Source organism: Aeromonas sp. QDB62 (genome assembly GCF_027705695.1).
GTDB lineage: Bacteria > Pseudomonadota > Gammaproteobacteria > Enterobacterales > Aeromonadaceae > Aeromonas > Aeromonas allosaccharophila.
Map to the genome: position 1 here is coordinate 1 of NZ_JAPDCD010000050.1, position 20,311 is coordinate 20,311.

The 20,311-nt window shown below is 54.0% G+C and carries 26 protein-coding genes; 23 read left to right on the top strand and 3 right to left on the bottom strand.

Annotation, left to right across the window (positions count from 1 at the left end):
* Positions 1–104 precede the first annotated feature (104 nt).
* Positions 105–1,010 (bottom strand): DMT family transporter, encoded by a 906-nt coding sequence (locus OKC27_RS19615; RefSeq protein WP_182938890.1) that lies wholly within the window; start codon positions 1,008–1,010, stop codon positions 105–107.
* 270 nt (positions 1,011–1,280) lie between these two features.
* Here OKC27_RS19615 and OKC27_RS19620 point away from each other — a divergent pair, with 270 nt between their 5' ends.
* Positions 1,281–2,498 carry a tyrosine-type recombinase/integrase gene (locus OKC27_RS19620; protein WP_077098358.1) on the top strand — a complete coding sequence of 406 codons (1,218 nt, stop codon included), beginning with the start codon at positions 1,281–1,283 and terminating at the stop codon, positions 2,496–2,498.
* Between the two features lie 383 nt (positions 2,499–2,881).
* On the opposite strand, the gene OKC27_RS19625 is transcribed toward OKC27_RS19620, so the two are convergent.
* Entirely contained in the window at positions 2,882–4,324 is a 1,443-nt protein-coding gene (locus tag OKC27_RS19625; RefSeq protein WP_270806627.1) for a hypothetical protein, read from the bottom strand.
* 448 nt (positions 4,325–4,772) lie between these two features.
* Between OKC27_RS19625 and OKC27_RS19630 the strand changes: the two genes are divergently transcribed.
* Together OKC27_RS19630 and OKC27_RS19635 are read left to right on the top strand one after the other, a co-directional pair.
* Complete coding sequence (locus OKC27_RS19630) at positions 4,773–4,976, top strand: helix-turn-helix transcriptional regulator (RefSeq protein ID WP_034165687.1); 204 nt, start codon at positions 4,773–4,775, stop codon at positions 4,974–4,976.
* A 393-nt stretch (positions 4,977–5,369) separates the two neighbouring features.
* Positions 5,370–6,347: a YagK/YfjJ domain-containing protein gene (locus OKC27_RS19635; protein WP_270806628.1), complete on the top strand. Its 978-nt coding sequence runs from the start codon at positions 5,370–5,372 to the stop codon at positions 6,345–6,347.
* Between the two features lie 138 nt (positions 6,348–6,485).
* Here OKC27_RS19635 and OKC27_RS19640 read toward each other — a convergent pair whose 3' ends face one another.
* On the bottom strand, positions 6,486–6,830 hold the full coding sequence (locus tag OKC27_RS19640) for a helix-turn-helix domain-containing protein (protein ID WP_043851830.1): 345 nt from the start codon (positions 6,828–6,830) through the stop codon (positions 6,486–6,488).
* Positions 6,831–7,104: 274 nt separating this feature from the next.
* On the opposite strand from OKC27_RS19640, the gene OKC27_RS19645 reads away from it, so the two are divergent.
* The 20 genes from OKC27_RS19645 (at position 7,105) to OKC27_RS19740 (ending at position 20,284) form a co-directional block, all read left to right on the top strand.
* Entirely contained in the window at positions 7,105–7,260 is a 156-nt protein-coding gene (locus tag OKC27_RS19645) for a hypothetical protein (protein WP_113721835.1), read from the top strand.
* A 51-nt stretch (positions 7,261–7,311) separates the two neighbouring features.
* Positions 7,312–7,503 carry a hypothetical protein gene (locus OKC27_RS19650; protein ID WP_043851829.1) on the top strand — a complete coding sequence of 64 codons (192 nt, stop codon included), beginning with the start codon at positions 7,312–7,314 and terminating at the stop codon, positions 7,501–7,503.
* 228 nt (positions 7,504–7,731) lie between these two features.
* Positions 7,732–8,418 carry a hypothetical protein gene (locus OKC27_RS19655; RefSeq protein WP_270806629.1) on the top strand — a complete coding sequence of 229 codons (687 nt, stop codon included), beginning with the start codon at positions 7,732–7,734 and terminating at the stop codon, positions 8,416–8,418.
* A gap of 84 nt (positions 8,419–8,502) precedes the next feature.
* Positions 8,503–9,066, top strand: coding sequence for a lecithin retinol acyltransferase family protein (locus OKC27_RS19660; protein ID WP_201983868.1), 564 nt, complete (start codon positions 8,503–8,505; stop codon positions 9,064–9,066).
* A 35-nt stretch (positions 9,067–9,101) separates the two neighbouring features.
* Positions 9,102–9,527, top strand: a complete 426-nt coding sequence (locus OKC27_RS19665) for a DUF2787 family protein (protein ID WP_270806630.1) — start codon at positions 9,102–9,104, stop codon at positions 9,525–9,527.
* Positions 9,528–9,537: 10 nt separating this feature from the next.
* Positions 9,538–9,966 carry a hypothetical protein gene (locus tag OKC27_RS19670; RefSeq protein WP_049636782.1) on the top strand — a complete coding sequence of 143 codons (429 nt, stop codon included), beginning with the start codon at positions 9,538–9,540 and terminating at the stop codon, positions 9,964–9,966.
* Entirely contained in the window at positions 9,941–10,087 is a 147-nt protein-coding gene (locus tag OKC27_RS19675; RefSeq protein WP_225159555.1) for a hypothetical protein, read from the top strand. Before OKC27_RS19670 ends, OKC27_RS19675 begins: the two co-directional genes overlap by 26 nt.
* Positions 10,088–10,339: 252 nt before the next feature.
* Positions 10,340–10,837 (top strand): RadC family protein, encoded by a 498-nt coding sequence (radC, locus tag OKC27_RS19680; protein WP_042045083.1) that lies wholly within the window; start codon positions 10,340–10,342, stop codon positions 10,835–10,837.
* The gene (locus OKC27_RS19685; protein WP_029303518.1) at positions 10,834–11,025 is read left to right on the top strand and encodes a hypothetical protein; all 192 of its coding nucleotides are present in this window, start codon (positions 10,834–10,836) and stop codon (positions 11,023–11,025) included. The genes radC and OKC27_RS19685 overlap by 4 nt, the downstream gene beginning before the upstream one ends.
* 24 nt (positions 11,026–11,049) lie before the next feature.
* Positions 11,050–11,388: a hypothetical protein gene (locus tag OKC27_RS19690; protein WP_192873243.1), complete on the top strand. Its 339-nt coding sequence runs from the start codon at positions 11,050–11,052 to the stop codon at positions 11,386–11,388.
* A gap of 115 nt (positions 11,389–11,503) precedes the next feature.
* On the top strand, positions 11,504–12,010 hold the full coding sequence (locus tag OKC27_RS19695; RefSeq protein WP_270806631.1) for a hypothetical protein: 507 nt from the start codon (positions 11,504–11,506) through the stop codon (positions 12,008–12,010).
* Positions 12,010–12,225: a hypothetical protein gene (locus OKC27_RS19700; RefSeq protein ID WP_029303599.1), complete on the top strand. Its 216-nt coding sequence runs from the start codon at positions 12,010–12,012 to the stop codon at positions 12,223–12,225. The genes OKC27_RS19695 and OKC27_RS19700 overlap by 1 nt, the downstream gene beginning before the upstream one ends.
* Complete coding sequence (locus tag OKC27_RS19705; protein WP_201883652.1) at positions 12,222–12,584, top strand: hypothetical protein; 363 nt, start codon at positions 12,222–12,224, stop codon at positions 12,582–12,584. The genes OKC27_RS19700 and OKC27_RS19705 overlap by 4 nt, the downstream gene beginning before the upstream one ends.
* A gap of 81 nt (positions 12,585–12,665) precedes the next feature.
* Positions 12,666–13,208, top strand: coding sequence for a hypothetical protein (locus tag OKC27_RS19710; protein ID WP_103828994.1), 543 nt, complete (start codon positions 12,666–12,668; stop codon positions 13,206–13,208).
* Between the two features lies 1 nt (position 13,209).
* Positions 13,210–13,566, top strand: a complete 357-nt coding sequence (locus OKC27_RS19715) for a hypothetical protein (RefSeq protein WP_270806632.1) — start codon at positions 13,210–13,212, stop codon at positions 13,564–13,566.
* A gap of 83 nt (positions 13,567–13,649) precedes the next feature.
* Positions 13,650–13,964, top strand: coding sequence for a hypothetical protein (locus OKC27_RS19720; RefSeq protein WP_201980522.1), 315 nt, complete (start codon positions 13,650–13,652; stop codon positions 13,962–13,964).
* Positions 13,965–13,966: 2 nt separating this feature from the next.
* Positions 13,967–14,374, top strand: a complete 408-nt coding sequence (locus OKC27_RS19725; RefSeq protein ID WP_201980526.1) for a type IV toxin-antitoxin system YeeU family antitoxin — start codon at positions 13,967–13,969, stop codon at positions 14,372–14,374.
* A gap of 435 nt (positions 14,375–14,809) precedes the next feature.
* Positions 14,810–16,660 carry a class I SAM-dependent DNA methyltransferase gene (locus OKC27_RS19730; RefSeq protein WP_270806633.1) on the top strand — a complete coding sequence of 617 codons (1,851 nt, stop codon included), beginning with the start codon at positions 14,810–14,812 and terminating at the stop codon, positions 16,658–16,660.
* The gene (locus tag OKC27_RS19735) at positions 16,650–17,867 is read left to right on the top strand and encodes a restriction endonuclease subunit S (RefSeq protein ID WP_270806634.1); all 1,218 of its coding nucleotides are present in this window, start codon (positions 16,650–16,652) and stop codon (positions 17,865–17,867) included. The genes OKC27_RS19730 and OKC27_RS19735 overlap by 11 nt, the downstream gene beginning before the upstream one ends.
* Positions 17,864–20,284 carry an AAA family ATPase gene (locus OKC27_RS19740; protein WP_270806635.1) on the top strand — a complete coding sequence of 807 codons (2,421 nt, stop codon included), beginning with the start codon at positions 17,864–17,866 and terminating at the stop codon, positions 20,282–20,284. The genes OKC27_RS19735 and OKC27_RS19740 overlap by 4 nt, the downstream gene beginning before the upstream one ends.
* Positions 20,285–20,311 lie beyond the last annotated feature (27 nt).

A 20,311-nucleotide genomic window follows, 5' to 3' on the forward strand; every position in this document is an offset into this window, starting at 1 on the left:
TGTCACTGCAGGATCAGATCTTGGAACGGGCATTGAGTTCATTTTTTACGCCGTTTTTTATCCCGAGTTCAGGTTATGTAGTCAGTGGTACCCGCTATCGGTACTCAGGTGGTGGGCTTTAGCCTGGCACTGCGCAACAGCAGGGGGAGCTGGTAGAGCACCAGGGCTCCGAGCACCAGTCCGGCACCGGCCAGTTTGGCGCCACCGAGCGGTTCGCTATAGAAGAGGGTGCTCAGCAGCAGAGTCCAGACCGGCTCCAGCAGCATCATCAGGGCGGCGTGGGCGGTGGTCATCTTGCTCAATGCATGGGTGAGCAGCCAGTAGCGCAATGTGGTGGCGATCAAGACGCTCGCGGCAAACCAGCCCCAGATGCCGTGGCTGACCCCTGCCTCGGGCCACTGCTCGGTCAGCAGGGAGAGCAGGGTGCCGAGCAGGCTGGTCATCGCCAGCTGGATGCAGGTGAGCCAGGTGGGGGCAATGGACTGGGCAAAGTGGCGATGGACGGCGAGCTGGATGCCGAGGGTGGTGGCCGCCGCCAGAAACCAGAACAGCGAGAGCGACACGCCCGTTTGTTCGGGGCGATCTCCACCCCAGTGAGTGCTGCTGGAGAGCAGCAGCAAACCGGCGATGGCGATGGGCAGAGTGAGCCAGTAGTGGCGGCCGGGCTTGGCCCGAAAGGCTCCCCAGGCGGCCAGCGGTGCCATCAGGGTGGCGACGCTCATGATAAAGGCGCCGCTGCCCAGTGCATCGCTCTGGCTGATGGCGGTGACCCATAGCAGCAGGCTGGCGCCGAGCAATGTGCCGCATCCTGCAGCGCGCAGCAGTTGGGCACGGGTGGGCGGTGGTTCACGCAACCAAGCCAAGGGGAGCAACAGCAGGGCGGCCAGCAGGAAGCGGCTGCCGATAAAGGCGGCAGGGGGCAGTTCGCGGATCGCCTCTTTCGAGAAGAGCCAGCCAGCGGCGGCCAGCAGGGTGACCAGTACCATCAGCAGCAGGGGAGTGCGGTTCATCGGGGTCGTCATGGTGAAATGGAGGGGAGAGCATAAAGGAAAGGCGCCAGGTATTGCTACCTGGCGCCTTTCGCATCTGCCTTGAACCGCCGTCGCGGCTCGCGGCCAGCAATCAGTTCATGCCGTATTATCACACTATCTGTCTAATGCTGTTTGATGTCGCCCCCAAGTGTAGTCTATCTATCTGATTTTTATCTTTAAAATTACCTTTCTTGTCTAAAGCCATCTTAGGATATATAAGACAAGTGTGGGTTCAAATGTGGGTTCAAAATGGCAATCTCAGATTCAAAACTCAAAGCAATGCTGCGTGGTCACGATGATGATACACCCAGAAAGGTTGCAGACAGAGATGGGCTATCTGTTCTGTGGAGGAATAGCGGAAAAGTCAGCTTTGTGTACCGCTATCGAATTTTAGGCAAGGCAAAAAATCTGACTCTGGGATCCTATACCGGCCAAGAGGGGGGGCTGTCGCTTTCCGAGGCAAGGAAAAAGGCGGCGCAATGTCGAGCTTGGTTGGAAGAGGGCAATGATCCCGCCTTGATGACTAGGATCGGGAAAGATGAAAGGCTTAAGCCTGTCACGGTTAAAGATGCACTCGAGTATTGGCTCTGCCATCACGCCGATAAGAAAAGGTCGAACAGTGAGAAGCATCGCCAGCAATTTGCTAAGTGGGTCTATCCCCGTATCGGAGATCTTCCTTTGTCAGATTGTGATACTCGTCACTGGTTGAGCGTCTTTGACGAATACTCGAAGGTAGCACCTGTGGCTAGTGGGTATTGTTTCCAAAACTGTAAGCATGCTCTGAAGTTTTGCCGTGTCAGACAGTTTGCAGTGAGTAATGCATTGGATGACTTGACCGTCGCTGATGTTGGGCAAAAAGCAAGTAAGCGAGATAGGGTTCTGACGCTAGAAGAACTGCGAACACTATGGGATTGGGCTGAGAAGCTAGGTCCATATTGCTACTACGGAAATTTGGCCAAGATTCTATTGTCGTTCGGTGCAAGAACTCAAGAAGCTCGGCTATCAGCACCCGAAGAATGGAATCTAGCCGAAGGTACATGGACAGTACCTGCGTCTAACTCAAAAACAGGTAATAAAATCGTGAGACCAATACCTGATTTTATTCGGCCGACGATAGACGCCTTGCTGAAAGCCGCCGCCGCACAGTCATCCCCATACTTGCTAGGGGAACTCAAGCGACCAGAAGCGGTAAGTCAGTGGGGAAGGGGGATTTGGAAGCGGCTCGGGCATAGCGCCCCTTGGACATGGCACGATCTGCGAAGGAGCTTGGCGACCCGCCTAAACGAGGCTGGGATTGCCCCTCATGTCGTGGAACAAATTTTAGGCCATGCTCTACCTGGTGTAATGGCTCACTATGTTCATACGGTTCGGTTACCGGAACAAAAAATGGCGCTGGAGTTGTGGGGAGGGATTTTAAACCCATCAGAACAACCGCCAGACAATATTGTGCATCTACAAGTGGGGTAGGGGAGCACAGCACTTTCTTCAGTGATTTGTAGACTGTGCCTATGGAGGGTACACCGGGTTTACCCTCCATGTATTTTTACCCAGCCTGTACAGCTAGTGCCATCTTGTTGTCTGCTCCGTTATGCTACGCAGCCACCTGATGAGCACAAAGCTGATGCGGCGCCTTCCCTGGCCATTAGCCTTGCCTGTCAGGTGGTCTGCTGCCGGTGATCCTGATAGACCCTTTGCCACTTGGCATACTCGCCCTTATCGCCTCTGGCATGTCAGAAAGCACAGATTCGAGCAATACTTCGCTCAAGCCATGAAAGTATAACGCAAAAAGTTGCGAATTTTGTTTTTTTAGCTGGCGTGAGTAATCCACGGCTCAATTTTGTGGATTTATCTTAATCCTTAGGCTGTTGCGAAAATTTATATTTAGATCTATTCCTTACTGGCTTGTGTTGCGATCCCTTGCCAAAAGAACGTGCTTTTTTACCATTTGAACGGGTTGTGTCTACATGGGCTAAAATATCCTGCCTAAATAGAGCCTCTAACTCTTCATATAAAGCATGGCAACTATTGTCACCATCCATTAAATTAAACTCATACCTATCTCCAGGATAAGCAAAAACATCCCCTTTACCGTCCTTTATGATAGTGCTTTTCCAGAGTTGCCCCATCGTCTCTCTTATGTCAAGTTTATGCTCCCAGCCTCGACCTAAAAACAAAAAAACATGCATGTAGTATCCTCTGATAGAGCAATAGTCCAACTTCCAAATATATCCATCCACATGCCTAAATAATGGGTTTCTCGAGCAGTTTATAAAGAGCTTGCGCCGCCCATCGACTAACTCTTCTAGCTTGTATTTGAAGCCTTCGGTTTGGGAAGACATTTTCAATGGATCTTTATCCAAGTCTTTTTTTTCAGACGGTGTAGCTACATTACTAGACTCGATATGGATGTCATCATCTTCAGCATACATATTCTCTATCTCTGGTTTGAAACCCAAACTAAATCTGACCACATAATGAGCTTTTCCTTCCTCTTTTTCTTTTACGTAGCCAAAGATGGATTTAATATTTTGCTCAACATTAAACACTCTCACCCTTACACTTTCTTTATAGCTGTTCGAGTCAAAGACAACGTTAAGAAAGCTTACCAACCCACCAATAACATCATCTGAATAATATTCATTGAAATCAATATTACCATCAATTGACAGTCTATGAAACTTTATAGCTTTAATAAAGTATGGCACTGCAGGATGCACATTGAAACGCCTCCCAAAGTCTTCATCTGAAATAAATGCATTAATATTTGACAAAATTAGCTTTCTAAGTATCTTTCTAATCTCTTTCTTCTGTGCCGCACTATACACAGGCAATAAATCCTTTTGACTTACCATTCTATCTTTTATTAATTCGAATGCCTTGCTAACACTCTGCTCATCTTCCAAATTACTTATTTCAAAAATCCGCCGACCAATCATAGGTAAATGGTAGTAACTGTATTTTCGAATAGTCCCAATATATCTAAGCAACATAAAAATTCGTTCAAAGAAATCAGCGTCACCCGAAACAATCCGACTTCTTTTCAGGTAATGGCGCCGATTCACCCCAAAAGATTTTATAAAATGAAGTCTATAGTCATCAATTTCAGATGTTTTGAGCATAAAACCTCTACTGATCGTAGCTGCAATATGGGCATATGTCCTATTTCTTTTAGCTGCTTTCAGTAGGGAGTCACTATATTCATAAATTGAAAACTTTTTAAGTATCTCTTCTGTTTCTCCCTTATCTACCTTCCTCCTTTCTTCTTTTGCTATCACATCAATTTCGTCAGTCATGAGTATTCTCCTTTTACGTCACTAGCTGTGATGATGAATTACTTGTCTATCAAATAACCATAACTCCGGCTGAATATCACGATAAAAATGCAAAGAAGTAAATGGCGGACTTCTAGATGTCTGCTTCGCACACTTAGCTAAAAATCACGGTACATAACCATGATCACACTTAACATGGGAAGTGACTTTGCATGGCAAAGCGAAGCTCATCTGAATTTTCACTCATTCTCCATGGGCTATGTGCATGCTCCTACCTATGGCTACTACTCCGGCTATCGCTACCTATGTGCACCGAGAGGGTGACCATTCCAAACCATAGAAAGCTACCAATATGAAGGCACATACTTGTATTTGGCATCATGACCACTCAGCTCGCTGAACTACCATCTTTTTTTTCACTGGCCCGCTCTTCTGATGAAACAACCCACTACATCATCAGGAGTACACCATGAACAACACCATCAAAGTCCTGCGCATCAAAGACCTCATCAACAAGATTGGCATGTCTAGGTCTACTATCTATGACTGGCTTAATCCCAAGTCCCCTCGTTATGACGAGACATTCCCCAAACCCTTCAAGATAGGTCAGTCCTCTATTGGTTGGTTTGAACACGATGTTGATAGCTGGCTTATTCATCGCAGCCAGTCTTGAATACATTTTTTCCATCCCTAGTGAGCTCCATAACTTCCAGTGTTATAAATCATGCCTTGATAGGCTCATGGGTTAGGGAAATAGCCATGCCTTCTTATATATGTTTTTGGCGTTTTCGTAGGTAAGGCATGCGTATCACGTTTAGGTATATTTATTATTTGATATCACTACCATTCATTAAACATTACTTCTATTCAATACTATTCCTACGCTATGTACAGCCACCCATATACACCCAATAACCATTACCACTATCGCGTACCATTACACCACTCCCATGTGGTGGTCATGCTACCACCAGCATAGTTAGCCAATACCATTCCACTAATCGTCCCTATATACGCGTGTGTCTATCACACAGCGTAGGGTTACTCCTGCCTAAACGAGGCCTTCATGTTTAACTCAGTCAGACTATTAGATATCCTAACCTTAACAGACCGACTCCAAAATACAGCGCTTCCTATTGTCAGGGCTGTTTATTCAGCCCCAGGTAAGTCACGCATTACTTGCATTGGTCGTAGGCTATCAACCAAACTCTTTAATGCGTTGGATACCGTATGTGATTATTTTTATTGTCATGAGGAGGTATCGTCAGCGCATCCAACGGTAGCGCTATTCCTAACGCATATGCGAGAGGTTTATGGATTGCACCTCATCCATGAGAGATCTCTCGATAGTGATGTCGGTGACGAATTAGCCAGGGATATTAATAACGCGCTGTATGCGTTTCTAAGAGAGTTCAAGAGTAAGGCGCACCGTAAGCGCCTCAATAACCTCAAACGCGCTAAGAACCGCAATCAGCTCAGTATAGCGACGTATGTTAATAGCCTATTCGACCAGCATGCCAAGCTATTAGTCATCCGATTGGATATCGGCTATCACGAAGACTACTACGACCAGCTCACGTTAGACCTCGTGACGGAAGATCGGAATTGTTACCTTCGTCGAGTACAGAACAAATATCCTGCATTGGTAGGGTATATCTGGAAACTGGAGTTCGGTGTTGATAGACGTTTCCATACCCACATTACGTGCTTTTTTAATGGGGCTATTCACCAACGAGATATCTCGCTGGGTATAGCGCTGGGTGAGCTGTGGGAAGATATGTCCGACAATAACGGGAGCTATTTCAACTGTCAGGTCAGGCGGGAGGATTATCGGGAATGGGGTACTGATGGGATTGGGATGGTCCACTACAGCGATACAGCCAAGCGTATAAACCTGATTAATGCACTGAGTTATCTGACCAAGCTGGATACGCAGATATTGGCGGTATTGCCAGCCGGTCGTCGGACCTTCGGGCGTATGGAGACACCATCGCGCCAACCTCGCCTTGGCAGACCTCGGTTAGTACTTTGTCGGTTCGATTGAAAAGAAACTCAGATAGATATCATCAAGGGAGAGTAAACAGATATCGCTGTGAAGCTGCTTGGGAGCGCCATTACGGCCTCCCAAGTTATTGACCCTGGCATCGGGTGACAGTCAGTCACAGATGCGCACTGCGAGCTGTTAAGGCGCCAATCGTGCCACCAGCTTATCTACCACCTCCAGCACCAGCGCTCTGTCCTCTGTATCGAGCTTAGCCAACTGTTGGCTGAGCACAATGCCTTGTTCGGTGGGGCGGTTGCTGGTCTCACGCAGGAAGTCTGCAAGCTCACACTCAAACAGCTGGGCGAGCTCTGCCAACCGCACCACGGTAGGCACCACTTTTCCCCGCTCCATCCGAGAGACCGCTTCCATCCCGATATCCAGGTGCTCTGCGACTTGATCCTGGGTCAGTCCCGCTTGTTGGCGTTGCCGTCCAATCGCTTTACCGACGCTTTTGGCTAGATCGTCAAAGTTGATGTCTGTCATAAGTCCTCCAGTCAACCTGTATGGTTGGCCATGGACTCATTGACATTAAGGACTCTTTGGGGTGAGGATCACCTCATTAGATCTAATTTAGTGAAGTAGTCACCCCAACATCGAAAGGAGTTCGGCACGATCTCACCTCTGGCCACTTTGTTGACTGAGTCTGGTTATCGATCCAGCACTCCCACTGACATTACTCGAATGTCTCGCCTACCCGATAGATTCGCCTTATCGGCCCGGCTTTCTTTTGCCATTTACACATTACAGGAGACTCCTCATGCCATTAGTCCTGATCTGGGTTGGACTTGCTTTATTACTGGGATTTGTTGCGGCTGGTAACGGACGCTCATTCTGGGGCTGGTTCATTCTCGGACTTATAATTGACCCGATTTTAGCCGGATTACTTTACTGGTTGATTTGCAGAGATAGTTGATTATCGGATGCACATGTTAATGGTCAAAATTGAATCATGAAGGTTGGTAATATGGGACTTTGGAAAACGCTTACAACTATAAATGGCAATAGCTTGGGTGGCCTTATCATCAAGCTCATTTATAACGTACCTAAGATGAGCGACAGGACGATTATTGATATTGTTACGGGAAGGAAGTGGGCCCCTGAATTCATCAAAATGTTAGCCGCCAAAGAAGGGGCGCTGCGCTCTCTCAAAATGTGACGAGCCTCGCTTTCACCAAGGAAATTGTATAGCCCCCTCTGACTGCCGGGTGATGCTGCGCAATGACATCGGTGGTCAGCTTGGGGGGACCCATTTCCCACTCAAGCTCAATTACATCGAAAGCTGGCGGCTGGTCATGACCGAGCCGTGCCGATTGAGGGAGGTGACCCTCTTCACCAATCTGGGCAATGCCTCTTACACCATTGAATAAGTCGTCTGGAGAGTGACATGACAGAAAAAATCAAACTGGCACTGTGGTGCACATGGTTGTCGTTGTTTGCCTTACCGACCTGGGCTGCGCCCCAGTTCACTGTGCCAACGGTCACTAAACGGGTACCGGCCAACGTTGAGGGCACCCTCAATTTCGCCAGCATGCAGTTTTGGATAGAGACCTCGAAAGGGGAACGCATCATGTTGATGCCGCTGGATGAAGATGAGCCAAGGCTCATCCCCAGTGTCAGCCAGCCGGTTTCACTGAACGGCATGATGCTGACCTACTCGGATGGTAGCCGTTACTTCGAACCCTCCTTTGCACCCTCGTCAGCCGCATCAAGTACCGCGTCATTTACCATCGTGAAAAATGACGATTACAACATCGAGATCCGGCATGGGGGTGAGGTGCTGCTGCGCACCGATGAATATGACGCCATCAAGCTCACGCACCGATTGCCGCTGGCCAATGGGCAGGCGGTCTTGTTTGAGCTGCACAGTGGCGGTGTGGCATGCCCGGTACTCTATCAGTTCGCGGTCGCTCAGACGGGGGCGCTGACCATGCTTTCACAGCCCTTTGGTACCTGCAGCGACGAAGGCAAGCTGACCCCCGCCCCCAACGGTTTCACCCTCGACCTGCCCGGCAATCCTCGTCAGCGCTGGGTATGGGATGCCAACAGCTTAACGCTGCGCAAGCAGTCCTGACCACCAGCCTCCACACATTCACCACCATCAGGGCACCTTCGGGTGCCCTCTGTTTTATGCCGCATTTTATTTAAGGAACGGTTCATGCCATTACCACAACCGGGGGACCACCTCGTTTCACCCCGCACCGGTTACCAGCACCACGGTATCTATCTGGGAGACCATCAGGTTATCCACTACCAGGGGGTCAGTGCCGGAATACATTCCGGTCAGATAGCTATCACCACGCTTGCCGAGTTTAGCCAAGGGCGGGGTTATCGCATCCAGCACCATAGCGCACGAGCGTTCAACCGGGAGGAGAGTATCGACCGCGCTTACTCCCGTCTTGGAGAGGCGCACTACAGCACGCTCTTTAACAACTGCGAGCACTTCGTGCTCTGGTGTATCGAGGGCTTTCACTACAGCAAGCAGATTAACCAGCTCATTGCTACGGGGTGTATCGCACATCAGGCGCTTCACTCTGTGGCTCGGCAGCCTACCCTTGCGGCCCTGCCTTGCATGGCCACCAGCACGGCACTGAATCCATCAGCAACGACTGTGGTGACCGCTGCAGTCGGTGCGTTGCTGGGGAGTTCGGCCACCTCGCTGGCGGCGCCCTTGGCTGCCACCTACAGCCTCTACCGCGCCTGGCGCTGGTTCAGGGATTAACGCGTCTCACATTCGATACGAAAGGACACACCAAGATGACCATGCCATTTCACTTGGCAGGGATGGCCCTGCCGATTTCGCCCGAGCTGCCTGACTTACTGCGCAGCGTCGTGCGGGAACAACAGTTCGACCTCACCGACCTCTCGACCCTGACCTTCAACTTTCGCAGCCCCGGCTACAGTGCCGAGACGGGTGGCGTCCATCCGGTAGAGCTGCGGCTTATTCGGGGATTGCACGGCTGGGTCTTCGATTACATCACCGACTTCAGTTATCAGGGACTGGGCCAGGATGCCGAGCTCTGCAAGGAGCTCGACTTCAACCTCTCTTGCGACGAGCACTATCTGCAGGGCTGGAGACCACTGCCCTGCGTGGAAGCGCGGGAACTGTTCGCCCTGTGGCAGAGCAATTTCATTAGCTACGCCCAGTTGGGATATTTCACCGTCACGGTCAGCGGGGAGTAGGAGGTGTGTGATGACTAACGAACTGCCGCTCTCCCACACCTCGCGCCAGTGGCTGGGACTGGTCGCCGCCAAGGCCAAGATACAACCGCGCCACCGTGGCCAGCGCTGGTTACTACACATCACTCCTGATAGCCCCCATGCCCGCACCGTTACGCTGCACCTGCGCTGGTCTGGGGTGCAGTGGCAACTGCTCTCCCTCACCAATGCCGAGGATTGGCGCACGATGAGCCAGCCGATAGATGAAATTTGCGTGGACCCCACTCGTCACTGTTTTTGGCGCAGCCAGGCAGGACCGGTTTCTCTCACCGAGCAACCCCGTGTGTTGGCAAGTTTCCTGGCTGACCTGCAGCGTACCTGCACTAATCACGGTTATCGCGTGGAGAGTGACCCCTTACCGCAAGAGGAGACACACGATGTCCAAACAACCGATAGCCGTTGAGCTGGAAGCCATCAATCGAGAGGGGGAAACTCAGGTGGTGCGTGACAGTGGCCTGACCGTGCAGGACTACAGCGTCTACCTGCGGGCTGTTGAGGGCAGTGGGTTGGCGCTGGCCACCTAGGTAGCTGACTACGACACCATAGGACCGGCCTACCAACTGGCGGAACGGCTGAGCGTTGCGCTCGCTATCCTACTCAACGTACTGGTCCCCGGACCGCTGATGCCGGTGAAGCGCGCCCCTACAGCCGGAACAGGAGCAGAAGCCGCCACCAAGGCCAACTGAACACCCCTCACAGTGAACCAACAACCGCTCTACCTTTAACCCTGACATGCTTTATGTGTGCCGGGGTTTTGTTTATTTGGAGAACCCCACATGCGTTACCACAAACTCAAAGCCGGGGAATGCCCCGGCACCTATGTCGTCACCGAACCCGTGACCGAGCAAGACCTGTTGCGTATCGCCAATCAGATTGCTCGCAAGCGTCTTGCCAAAGGCTCCGCCATCACCAGTACCACAGAGGCCGCTGAGCGGCTGCAGACCCTGCTGCAGGACCGGGAGCACGAAGTGTTTGGTGCACTGTTCCTCGACTCCCAACATCGTGTACTGGCCTTTGAGGAGCTGTTTCGCGGCACCTTGGACAGCGCCAGTATCTACCCACGGGAAGTGGTCAAGCGGGCCATACTGCTCAACAGTGGGGCCATCATCGCGGTGCACAATCACCCCAGCGGTGACCCGGAACCCAGTCAATCTGACAGGGTCTTTACCCAGGCCCTCAAAGAAGCCTTGGCGCTGGTCGATGTGCGATTGCTTGACCATCTGGTGGTCGGTGCTGAGGGCTTAGTCTCGATGGCCGAAAGAGGTCAGCTATGAACCAGACCCCAGGCAAAACCCACCTCACCGCCCTCGATATCCTCATCGAGTTGCGCTGTTGGCTGGCAGACAACGTCGAGATGCAGACCGAGCCCGCCATCGTGGCTCACCTGCCTAACGGCTCCCCGCTCACCCAGGCCGATAGTATCGAGGCTATTGATGCGCTGCTGCATCAGCTGCGCCATTAGTCCGTTCCAAAAGAGAAATGAGCGATGCGATTACCTAACCCCTATTCCCTTGAGGAAACCCTGAGCAAGCTGCGCCATCGTCTGGCTACTGCCTGCAACGAGGAGGCGCTGGCATTACTGGAAAAAGCCGTCACCAAGGCGCGTGATGACGAGGGTTATGCCAGGCAGCTTGAAGAGGCCTTGCTGCGGGGATCCACCATCGAGATCCGCGAATGCCTCAGCTGCTTTGGCGACTACTTCGAGCGCTCCCGAGACGCACCGCCCTATTACCTGCATCACGATACCGTCAACGGCATTGATTGTGCGCTCTACGCCATCCTGTTTGATGCGGCTTACCCAGACGCAGAGCAGGCGCACGAATAACGCCAGCATCCCCAAACCCGGATCATCCGCGCCAACACCATGATCCGGATATTCCGATCCCCCCAGCAAGGCCACCTCACTACAGGTGGCCTTGTTCATTTCAAGGAGTCACTCAATGTCTGCCTTCATGATTGACCGCAAGGATTACCTAGCCTTTGCCGTGCAGCTACATCGCTTTTGCAATGCCCCCATGCCACCGCACTACACCCTGGAGCTACTGCGCACCCTCTGGTGGCAGCCGCCAGCAGACACGACCAGCACCTGGACGTGGCGGGTTGACCGGCTGGTACGGTTGATGATGCTCGCCAATCGCCGTGCTGTTTGGCATCGCTATCAGCTTGGGCGTCAGCAGGGCCACAAGGAACCACATCAGCACCGCTCGAACAAGCTGGGGCCGCTTAAACCTGCCCATCGTTACCACCAGGCACCACTCACCGATGCCGAACTGGTAGCCCTCTACAAATTCACCTGCTGCGCCCTGTACCAGTCGAGCGAATGGACCGGGAGTCCTGAGCAGGCCCCACGGCTGGTGAAGGTAATACAGCAGTTGCAGCAGGCGCTGGCGCAAGACGTGCTGACCCGGCTGTCACTGTGGGAGCAAGTACCCTGGGGAGAGATGTGATGGATCTCTACATCACCCTGACAGTGGCAAGCTCGCCACCGAGTTCAATGGCCCACCTAGCCCAACGTGTCGCCGATGACATGGCACACCTGCATCACCGTCTAGGGGATGGGGTGAGCGATGAACTGGGCATCAGTATCAGCTATCTGGTCGAACAGTTTGCGCTGCTGGCAGCTGCTTACCGTTCACCGGAGGAAAAGGAGAAACACCCATGATCGAATTCAACGACAGCTTTAGCCAGGCCTCCGTAGCGGAGGCCATGTGTGCTCACTCAGGGCTTGCCAAGCTCATCAGTCAGCAGTTGATGCTGCCGGGCTTTGCCTATGCCCACGATGTGGAGGGGCGACGTATTGGTGGCCCGCTGGTGGCCCCCAACCCGGTGCTGTACAAGACCATGCTCTTTGTCAGTCCACGTGACATGCGTGAGCACCTGCCACGAGAGATTAACTTTGCCCGCTTTCGTTGCCCCTGTAATGCTGCGGGCCAACCGGTCGGCGAGTGGCAACGGGTGATTGTCGGGGCCTACGTCAACCATGGCAGCAATAATGAGCCGGATTGGAGTAGTCACACCTGAGCCACGGCCACCAGCACACACCCATGCTCCCATACAGCCCCTCACTCCGAGGGGCTGTTTGCATTTGAAGGAAGCCCAACCATGCACGACCTGCGTGATTACAAGACCCTGACCGCTCGGCAGATCACCACTGCCATCGGTCAGCTCAACCACAACACCGCGCCGAAGATAATGACCCACCTGGGATTGCGGGCCAGGCAGCCGCAACCACTCGGTAATGGCCGTAGTAGAGCCAAAGCCCTCAAGCTGCTGCGCAGAGTCAAGAAGGCCCACAAGGCGGGGCGTATCCCGTTTGAACTTACAGTGACCGGCTGCCGCATCGACCGGGGTAGCCATCAGGCTGACCGCTACTATTACGACCGAACACTGCTGGCTCAGGGCTGGCAGCAGTACGACACCGAAGAAGATGCGTGGTACTTCGGCATCTGGATTAACACAGAAAGGCTGGAGACCTTTACCTACGCAGAGGGCGACACCCACCATGTGATTGCGCCAAACGTTGAGGCGTTTCGTACCGAGCTGGCGCGGCTCTACCAGTACCACCCGCAAGCCCCGGCGTTTATCAGCATCGACCCGGAAGCGGGCACGGTGACCCACCATTTTGAAGCCAAACCGGAGGTGTGAGATGGCAAAAAACATCACCATCAAGGTACCGGGCAAGCACCCGCAGACCGGTGAGCTCACTACCTTCGAGCTAAAGGGCCAGCGCATGGATATCGACATCGGCGGCCAAGCAGTGCCCTTCCTCATTCACGGTAGGGGGATAGGAACGTCCCTCACTCACATCCCGAGCGGATACCGCATCGCCCTGCTCGGTGGCTGGCTCACCGCTCGTTACGCAATACCTGAAAATAAGCCCAGCAGAACGGCATGCGCCCAGATGGCCATAGACCGGCTGGTGGCTCAATACGGCTCGCTGCACCTGCTGGACCGGCTGAATGGCAAACTGGTTATCAATGAGATGGCTGACTGCGCTCGTTGACGCCAACCGTCTCGCTCATCCACACACAGCATAAAGGGCCAGCCCTCACAGGCTGGCCCTTTGCATCATTGGAGTCGCCGAACATGACCCGTCTTATCACCGGACTCGAGGTGCATCGCTATGCCCCCGAGCTCAATAAACTGCATCTGCGTAACCGGCAGACGTTATCCGCTCCCGGCATCACCACCATCAAAGAGGCCAAAGCCCGTCTATTTGGCCGCTGGCAGCCTGGGCATCAGGTAACCATCACCGTGAGCCATCCCGATTACGTCAATCTCTCCCGGCTCTACCGGGGGCGACTGGCCAGTCTGACAGAACTCCCGGAGCATCTGAACAGACTGCGCCAGCGCCACAATGTGCCCGGCACCCGCATAGACATTCGACTGAGGTATTGCTAATCATGACCACGACAACCACCCACACCAATGACGAACACCGACCCGCAGCGCCAGACCAGTCCACCCGGATTTTTGCGCAGTGGGGCTTGCCCCATAACGTGACGCCGCGCTTTGGGGCTCGTCTCATTCAAGAGCATCATCGCCTGCACTTTCTGTCAGATCGGGCCTCACTGGTAGGCGAATGGCAGGAGGAGGCTATAGACCGGCTGGAGGCTGCCTTACCTACCATCATCAAGGAACTGGAAGCCAAGCTGCTGACCGGCGAACTGGATGCCCAGCGCCAGCAACGTATCACTATCCAGCATGGAGGCTTTACCTGCGAAGCCGATACCCTTGGCAGCCACGGCTATGTCTACTTAGTCATTTACCCAGCGACGAACATGGACGCCAATCCTAAGCGCAAGACGTGACCACCAATCCGCTTGTGGTTACATTTTGGCACCTACTCATCCGTGATTAATGGGATAGGTCGTGGGGAAGCCCAATTCATGGCCTTTCCTTTGTTTTTTTGCCCGCTAACGTGAGACGTTGACCATTTCATCTCTGCAATAACAACGATGCGCAGTAATCACCTTTCGCGTGACATTACGCATAGTGCTGCGGGGTTCATTTGTATAAACTGCCCGCCAGATAATGGATAGACGACTGACGGGCCGGACTTTTTCTCGCCGATGCATCACCTTGGCTGCATCGCCTTCTGTTGACCCACCACCCTGGATAGGTCCCTGCTGCGCCCGCAAGGCTCGGCATGCGCCGTTCCGTCAGTCTGACGACTTGGCCCGCATCCTCACCTTGGCTTTCGCGCAGGTGGGTTATGACGGCAACATGCATAACCGGAGAACCCCATGACCGACCCCAACGAGCTCAGCCAGGCGCTGCTGGCCGCCGTTCCTGAAGATGGCAGCAGCATTGGTAACCAAGCCTTGATGGAAACCTTGAAAACCCAATTCAGCGACCTGACCGATGAGGTATTTACCGCCGCACGCGAGACCCTGCTGGAACAGGGCGTACTGCGCAAGGGGCGCGGTCGGGGCGGTGCTGTGCTCCGGGTGTTGGATGGCGAAGCAGCCGCTGCAGCACCACGCAAAGCGAAAGCCAGTGGAAAGGGCAAGCAGGCCAAGGATGAGCCGCAAGTTACCGGTATCGAGGGGCTGAAGAAGACCCTATGGGCTGCCGCAGACAAGCTGCGTGCCGACATGGACGCCGCCGAGTACAAGCACATCGTGCTGGGCCTTATCTTCCTCAAGTACATCTCCGACTCCTTCGCTGCCCGTCGAAGCGAACTGACCCGCCGCTTTGCCGATGAGAGCGACGAGTACTTCCTCTACGACTGTGACGATGAGCTGCTGGCCGAGGAGCTGGAAGATCGCGACTACTACCGTGAGGTGAACGCCTTCTGGGTACCGGAAGGGGCCCGTTGGGAGGGGCTGCGCGCCCATGCCAAGCAGGCCGATATCGGCAAGCGCATTGACGATGCGCTGACCCTGATCGAGCAGGAGAACCCACGGCTCAAGGGCATCCTCGACAAGCGCTACGCCCGTGCCCAGTTGCCCGATGGCAAGCTCGGCGAGCTGGTGGATCTGGTTTCCAAGATTGGTTTTGGCAGTGATGTCAGTGAAGCCCGCGACATCCTGGGGCAGGTCTACGAGTACTTCCTTGGCGAGTTTGCCAGTGCCGAGGGCAAGAAGGGGGGCCAGTTCTACACGCCTGCCAGCATCGTCAAGACACTGGTGGCGGTACTTGCTCCCCATCATGGTCAGGTCTACGACCCCTGCTGCGGTTCAGGCGGCATGTTCGTGCAGTCGGAGAGGTTTATCGAAGCCCATGGCGGTAAGTTGGGTGACGTCTCTATCTACGGTCAGGAGTCGAATCCGACCACTTGGCGGCTGGCGGCCATGAACCTCGCCATCCAGGGGATGGACTACAACCTCGGGCGCGAAAACGGTGATACCTTCACCCGCAACCAGCACCCGGACTTGCGCGCCGACTTTGTGCTGGCCAACCCGCCGTTCAATATCAGCGACTGGTGGCATGGTAGCCTCGAGGGGGATCCGCGCTGGGTCTACGGTACGCCGCCTGTGGGCAACGCCAACTATGCGTGGCTGCAGCATATGCTCTACCACCTCAAGCCCAATGGCCGTGCCGGTATCGTGCTGGCCAACGGCTCGATGAGCTCGAGCCAGAACAGCGAAGGCGACATTCGCCGTGCGATGGTGGAGGCGGACGTGGTGGAGTGTATGGTGGCCCTGCCGGGCCAGCTTTTCTTCAACACCCAGATCCCGGCCTGCCTCTGGTTCCTCGCCAAGAACAAGACCCGCCGTCAGGGTGAGGTGCTGTTTATCGATGCCCGCAAGCTGGGCACCATGGTTAGCCGGGTGCAGTGTGAACTCGATGAGAGCGCGATTGCCCGTATCGCCGATACCTTCCACGCTTGGAAAGGGGACGGGGAGTGCGAGCAGTCTTACGAGGATGTAGCGGGCTTCTGCCGCAGCGTAACCCTGGCTGAGATCGCCGAACACGGCCATGTGTTGACTCCTGGCCGCTATGTAGGGGCCGAAGAGGTGAAGGAGAACGATGAAGCCTTTGCCGACAAGATGGTTCGCCTAACCAAACAACTTGGTGACCAGATGACCAAGGGGACCGAGCTGGATCAGCTGATCCGCCAAAAGCTGGGAGGGTTAGGGTATGAGTTCTGAGTTTTTACCAACAAAACTAGGGGAGGTGCTCGACTTTGCAAATGGAAAAACCAGCCCTGAGCGGTCGAATAATGGCCGATGGCCGGTTTACGGATCCAATGGGATAATTGGCACTGCCGACGCAACCAATTCTATAGCGGATACGATTGTGATCGGTCGAGTTGGCTCATATTGCGGTTCAGTATATCTCTCGGCAACTCAATGCTGGGTAACAGATAACGCTATTCGTGGCAATCCGAAGGGGAACAATTCTGCCGTTTTTTTGTTCTATTTGCTCAAACATCTCAATCTGAACAATTGGCGTAGTGGCTCTGGACAGCCGTTGCTCAACCAGTCGATCTTGAACTCTATTGATGTCTATATTCCCGAGCCGCCAGAGCAACAAGAGATTGGTACGTTTTTATCTTGCATTGACGACCGCATCGCCCTACTGCGCGAGACCAACGCCACGCTGGAGGCCATCGCGCAGGCGCTGTTCAAGTCGTGGTTTGTTGACTTCGACCCGGTCCATGCCCGTGCTCGTGGCGAGCAACCGGCAGGTCTGGCCCCCGAGCTCGCAGCCCTGTTCCCCGACAGCTTCGAAGAGTCAGCCCTTGGCATGGTGCCGAAGGGGTGGCAGGCTGAACCACTTGATGAAATCGCCGATTTTCTCAATGGGCTGGCATTGCAAAAATACCCACCTGAAGGTGACGAGACGCTTCCGGTCATAAAGATTGCGCAGCTCCGCAAGGGTGATACGGTGGGCGCTGACCGCGCCAGCCGCAATATTAAGCCTGAATACATCATTCAGAATGGTGATGTGCTCTTCTCATGGTCGGGAAGTCTTGAGGTTGAGGTTTGGTGTGGTGGAGAAGGCGCGTTGAATCAACATCTGTTCAAGGTTACATCGCAGCGTTTTCAGAAGTGGTTTTACCTTCGTTGGACAAAGACTCATCTAACTAACTTCAAACATATTGCCGCCAGTAAAGCCACCACGATGGGGCACATTCAACGCAAACACCTCACAGAGGCCATGGTTGTTGTCCCTTCATCCCAAGTTTTGGCTGAGGCTGACAAGATTTTCGGGCCACTTTTGGACCAATGGATCAACAACGCAGAACAAGCACAAACCCTCGCCAACTTGCGCGATACCCTGCTACCCCGTCTGATCTCCGGCCAACTGCGCTTGCCGGATGCCGAACAACAACTCAAGGACCTCGCTGTATGACGGCCGCTGTTGTAAACGCCACTGCCTTTACCAATGAACACTTCCCGCGCCTGTTGGCTCAGCTCAAGTCGATGGGCGACAGAGCCCACTTCGATAGCGAACAGAGCGAACTCTATCTCCAGTTTATCGAGCAGTTCCCGCTCGACTCGTTGCCTAACCTGACCCTTGAGCAGTACTGCGTGGGCAAGGGGGATGGCAACTCGTTCTGCTGGTGGATCGAGCGTGGTCTACAGCCCGTGCTGGCCCGCTATATGCCCGGTACCTCCAAGGGGCACCTTATCTACTTTTTGGGGAATGGGTCTGTCTACAAGAACAAACGGTTAGCGGACTTGAGTGATGAAGAGGCGTTGCGCTATACGCTCAAGGTGCAACACTGCGTGGCGGCAGCCGACCCTGATGGTGACCTGAGCTGGATAGATGATGACCAAGAGATCTATCGGCGAGCCGGGGTTGATGCACGAGTGACCATGAGTAATGGCCGAAAATTGAGGTTGGTCACCTGCTATCAGCCATCGCGTATGTTGCCAATATCTTCCCCTGGCCATCTTGGTCACTTTCTTAACGTGTTGGGGTGGCCGTCAGACGATATTCCTCCTGAAAACCAATCCATTGGGCGTATGCAGCGCCTGATGCGTTATTACGACCTGGCCCGCGAGTCGTTACCTGAATTGACCCCATATGGCTTTATGTTGGGCCTGTATGACGAGTCGTTGGGACTGGCACCGCCAAAGGCAGACAAGGATGATAGCGGGAGTGATGATGAGGATGACACCATGAGCGAAGCAAACGACAACCCGGTGATACCCAAGGCCAACGCGCCGTTGAACCAGATCCTCTTCGGCCCGCCCGGTACCGGCAAAACCTATCACACCATCAACAAGGCGCTGGCCATTCTCGACCCCGACTGTCTGGCGCAACACGGCGATGATGAGAGCCCAGAGGCCCGCAAGGTGCTTAAAACGCGCTTTGACGAGCTGGTCAAGGAGGGACGTATCGACTTTGTGACCTTCCACCAGAGCTTCAGTTATGAAGACTTTGTGGAGGGGATCCGTGCCGAGAGTGACGGAGACAGTGGTCAACTGACCTATGACGTGGTTGATGGCGTCTTCAAGCGCATGTGTGACGCGGTGGCCGCCAAAGTCACGCGCAGCGACAGCCATGAGGCGATGACGCTGGAGGGGCGCCGGGTCTGGAAGATGTCGCTTGGCAATACTCAGGGCGATGATGCCCATATCTTTGACGACTGCATTGAGCAGGGTCTTATCCGGTTGGGCTATGGCAGCTCTCACGACTATAGCGAGTGTCGGACCCGCAGCGACGTTCAGCGCGTGTTGGAGCGGTCGGTGGGCAAGATAGACAACGCCTATGACTACACAGTGACCAGCGTGATGACGCTGGTGAACCGGATGAAGATTGGCGACCTCGTGGTGGTCACCGACGGCAACTTCAAGTTCCGTGCTATCGGCGAGATTACCGGTGATTATCGCTGTGAAGAGCATTACGAGCGGGATGATAGCTACGCGCAGGTCAGGCCGGTCAAGTGGCTATGCCAGTTTAGCCCCTCGCTCCCATGCGGTGAGCTGATCAACGGCCGCTTTAGCCAGATGACGCTCTATGAATTGAAGGCACCGACCTTGATCCCGGAGAAGCTGCTTGCTCTGGTCAATGCCACTGCATCACAAGCTGGGTCGCAGAGTGAAGCGGGCGCGACACCATCAAACAAACGTGTACTGATCATAGACGAGATCAACCGGGGCAACGTTTCGCGCATCTTCGGTGAGTTGATCACCCTGATAGAGCCAAGCAAGCGAGCTGGGGCAAGCGAGGCGCTGACCACTACTCTGCCTTACTCCAAGCGCCCCTTTAGCGTACCGGACAACCTCTACCTTATCGGCACCATGAACACCGCCGACCGATCCTTGGCTGGACTCGATATCGCGCTGCGTCGCCGCTTTGTGTTTGAAGAGATGCCGCCCAGGGCCGATTTACTTGACGGCGTGGTCATCGAGGATGAGGGGCACAAGGTAGACGTAGGTCGCTTGCTGCATACGCTGAATCAGCGCATCGAGGTGCTGCTGGACCGCGACCATTGCCTTGGCCATGCCTACTTTATGCCGCTCAAAGCGGCTGCCAAGCCAACCTTGGCGCAGTTGGGATACATCTTCCAGCATCAGATCCTGCCGCTATTGCAGGAGTACTTCTTTGAGGACTGGCAGCGTATCGCCTGGGTGCTCAATGATCATCGCAAGAGCCGCGCTGAGGCGATGTTCCTCACGCCTCCCAAACTCGATATCAAGACCCTGCTTGGTGATATAGCGGTTGGGGGGCAGCGCCAACGTTGGTGCATCAATGAGAAGGCGTTTACGCGTATTGAGGCCTATGCCTTGACCATCGAGGGTGACAAGGGGGCGCAGTGAAGGCTCCCATCACGGTTCGTGAGTATG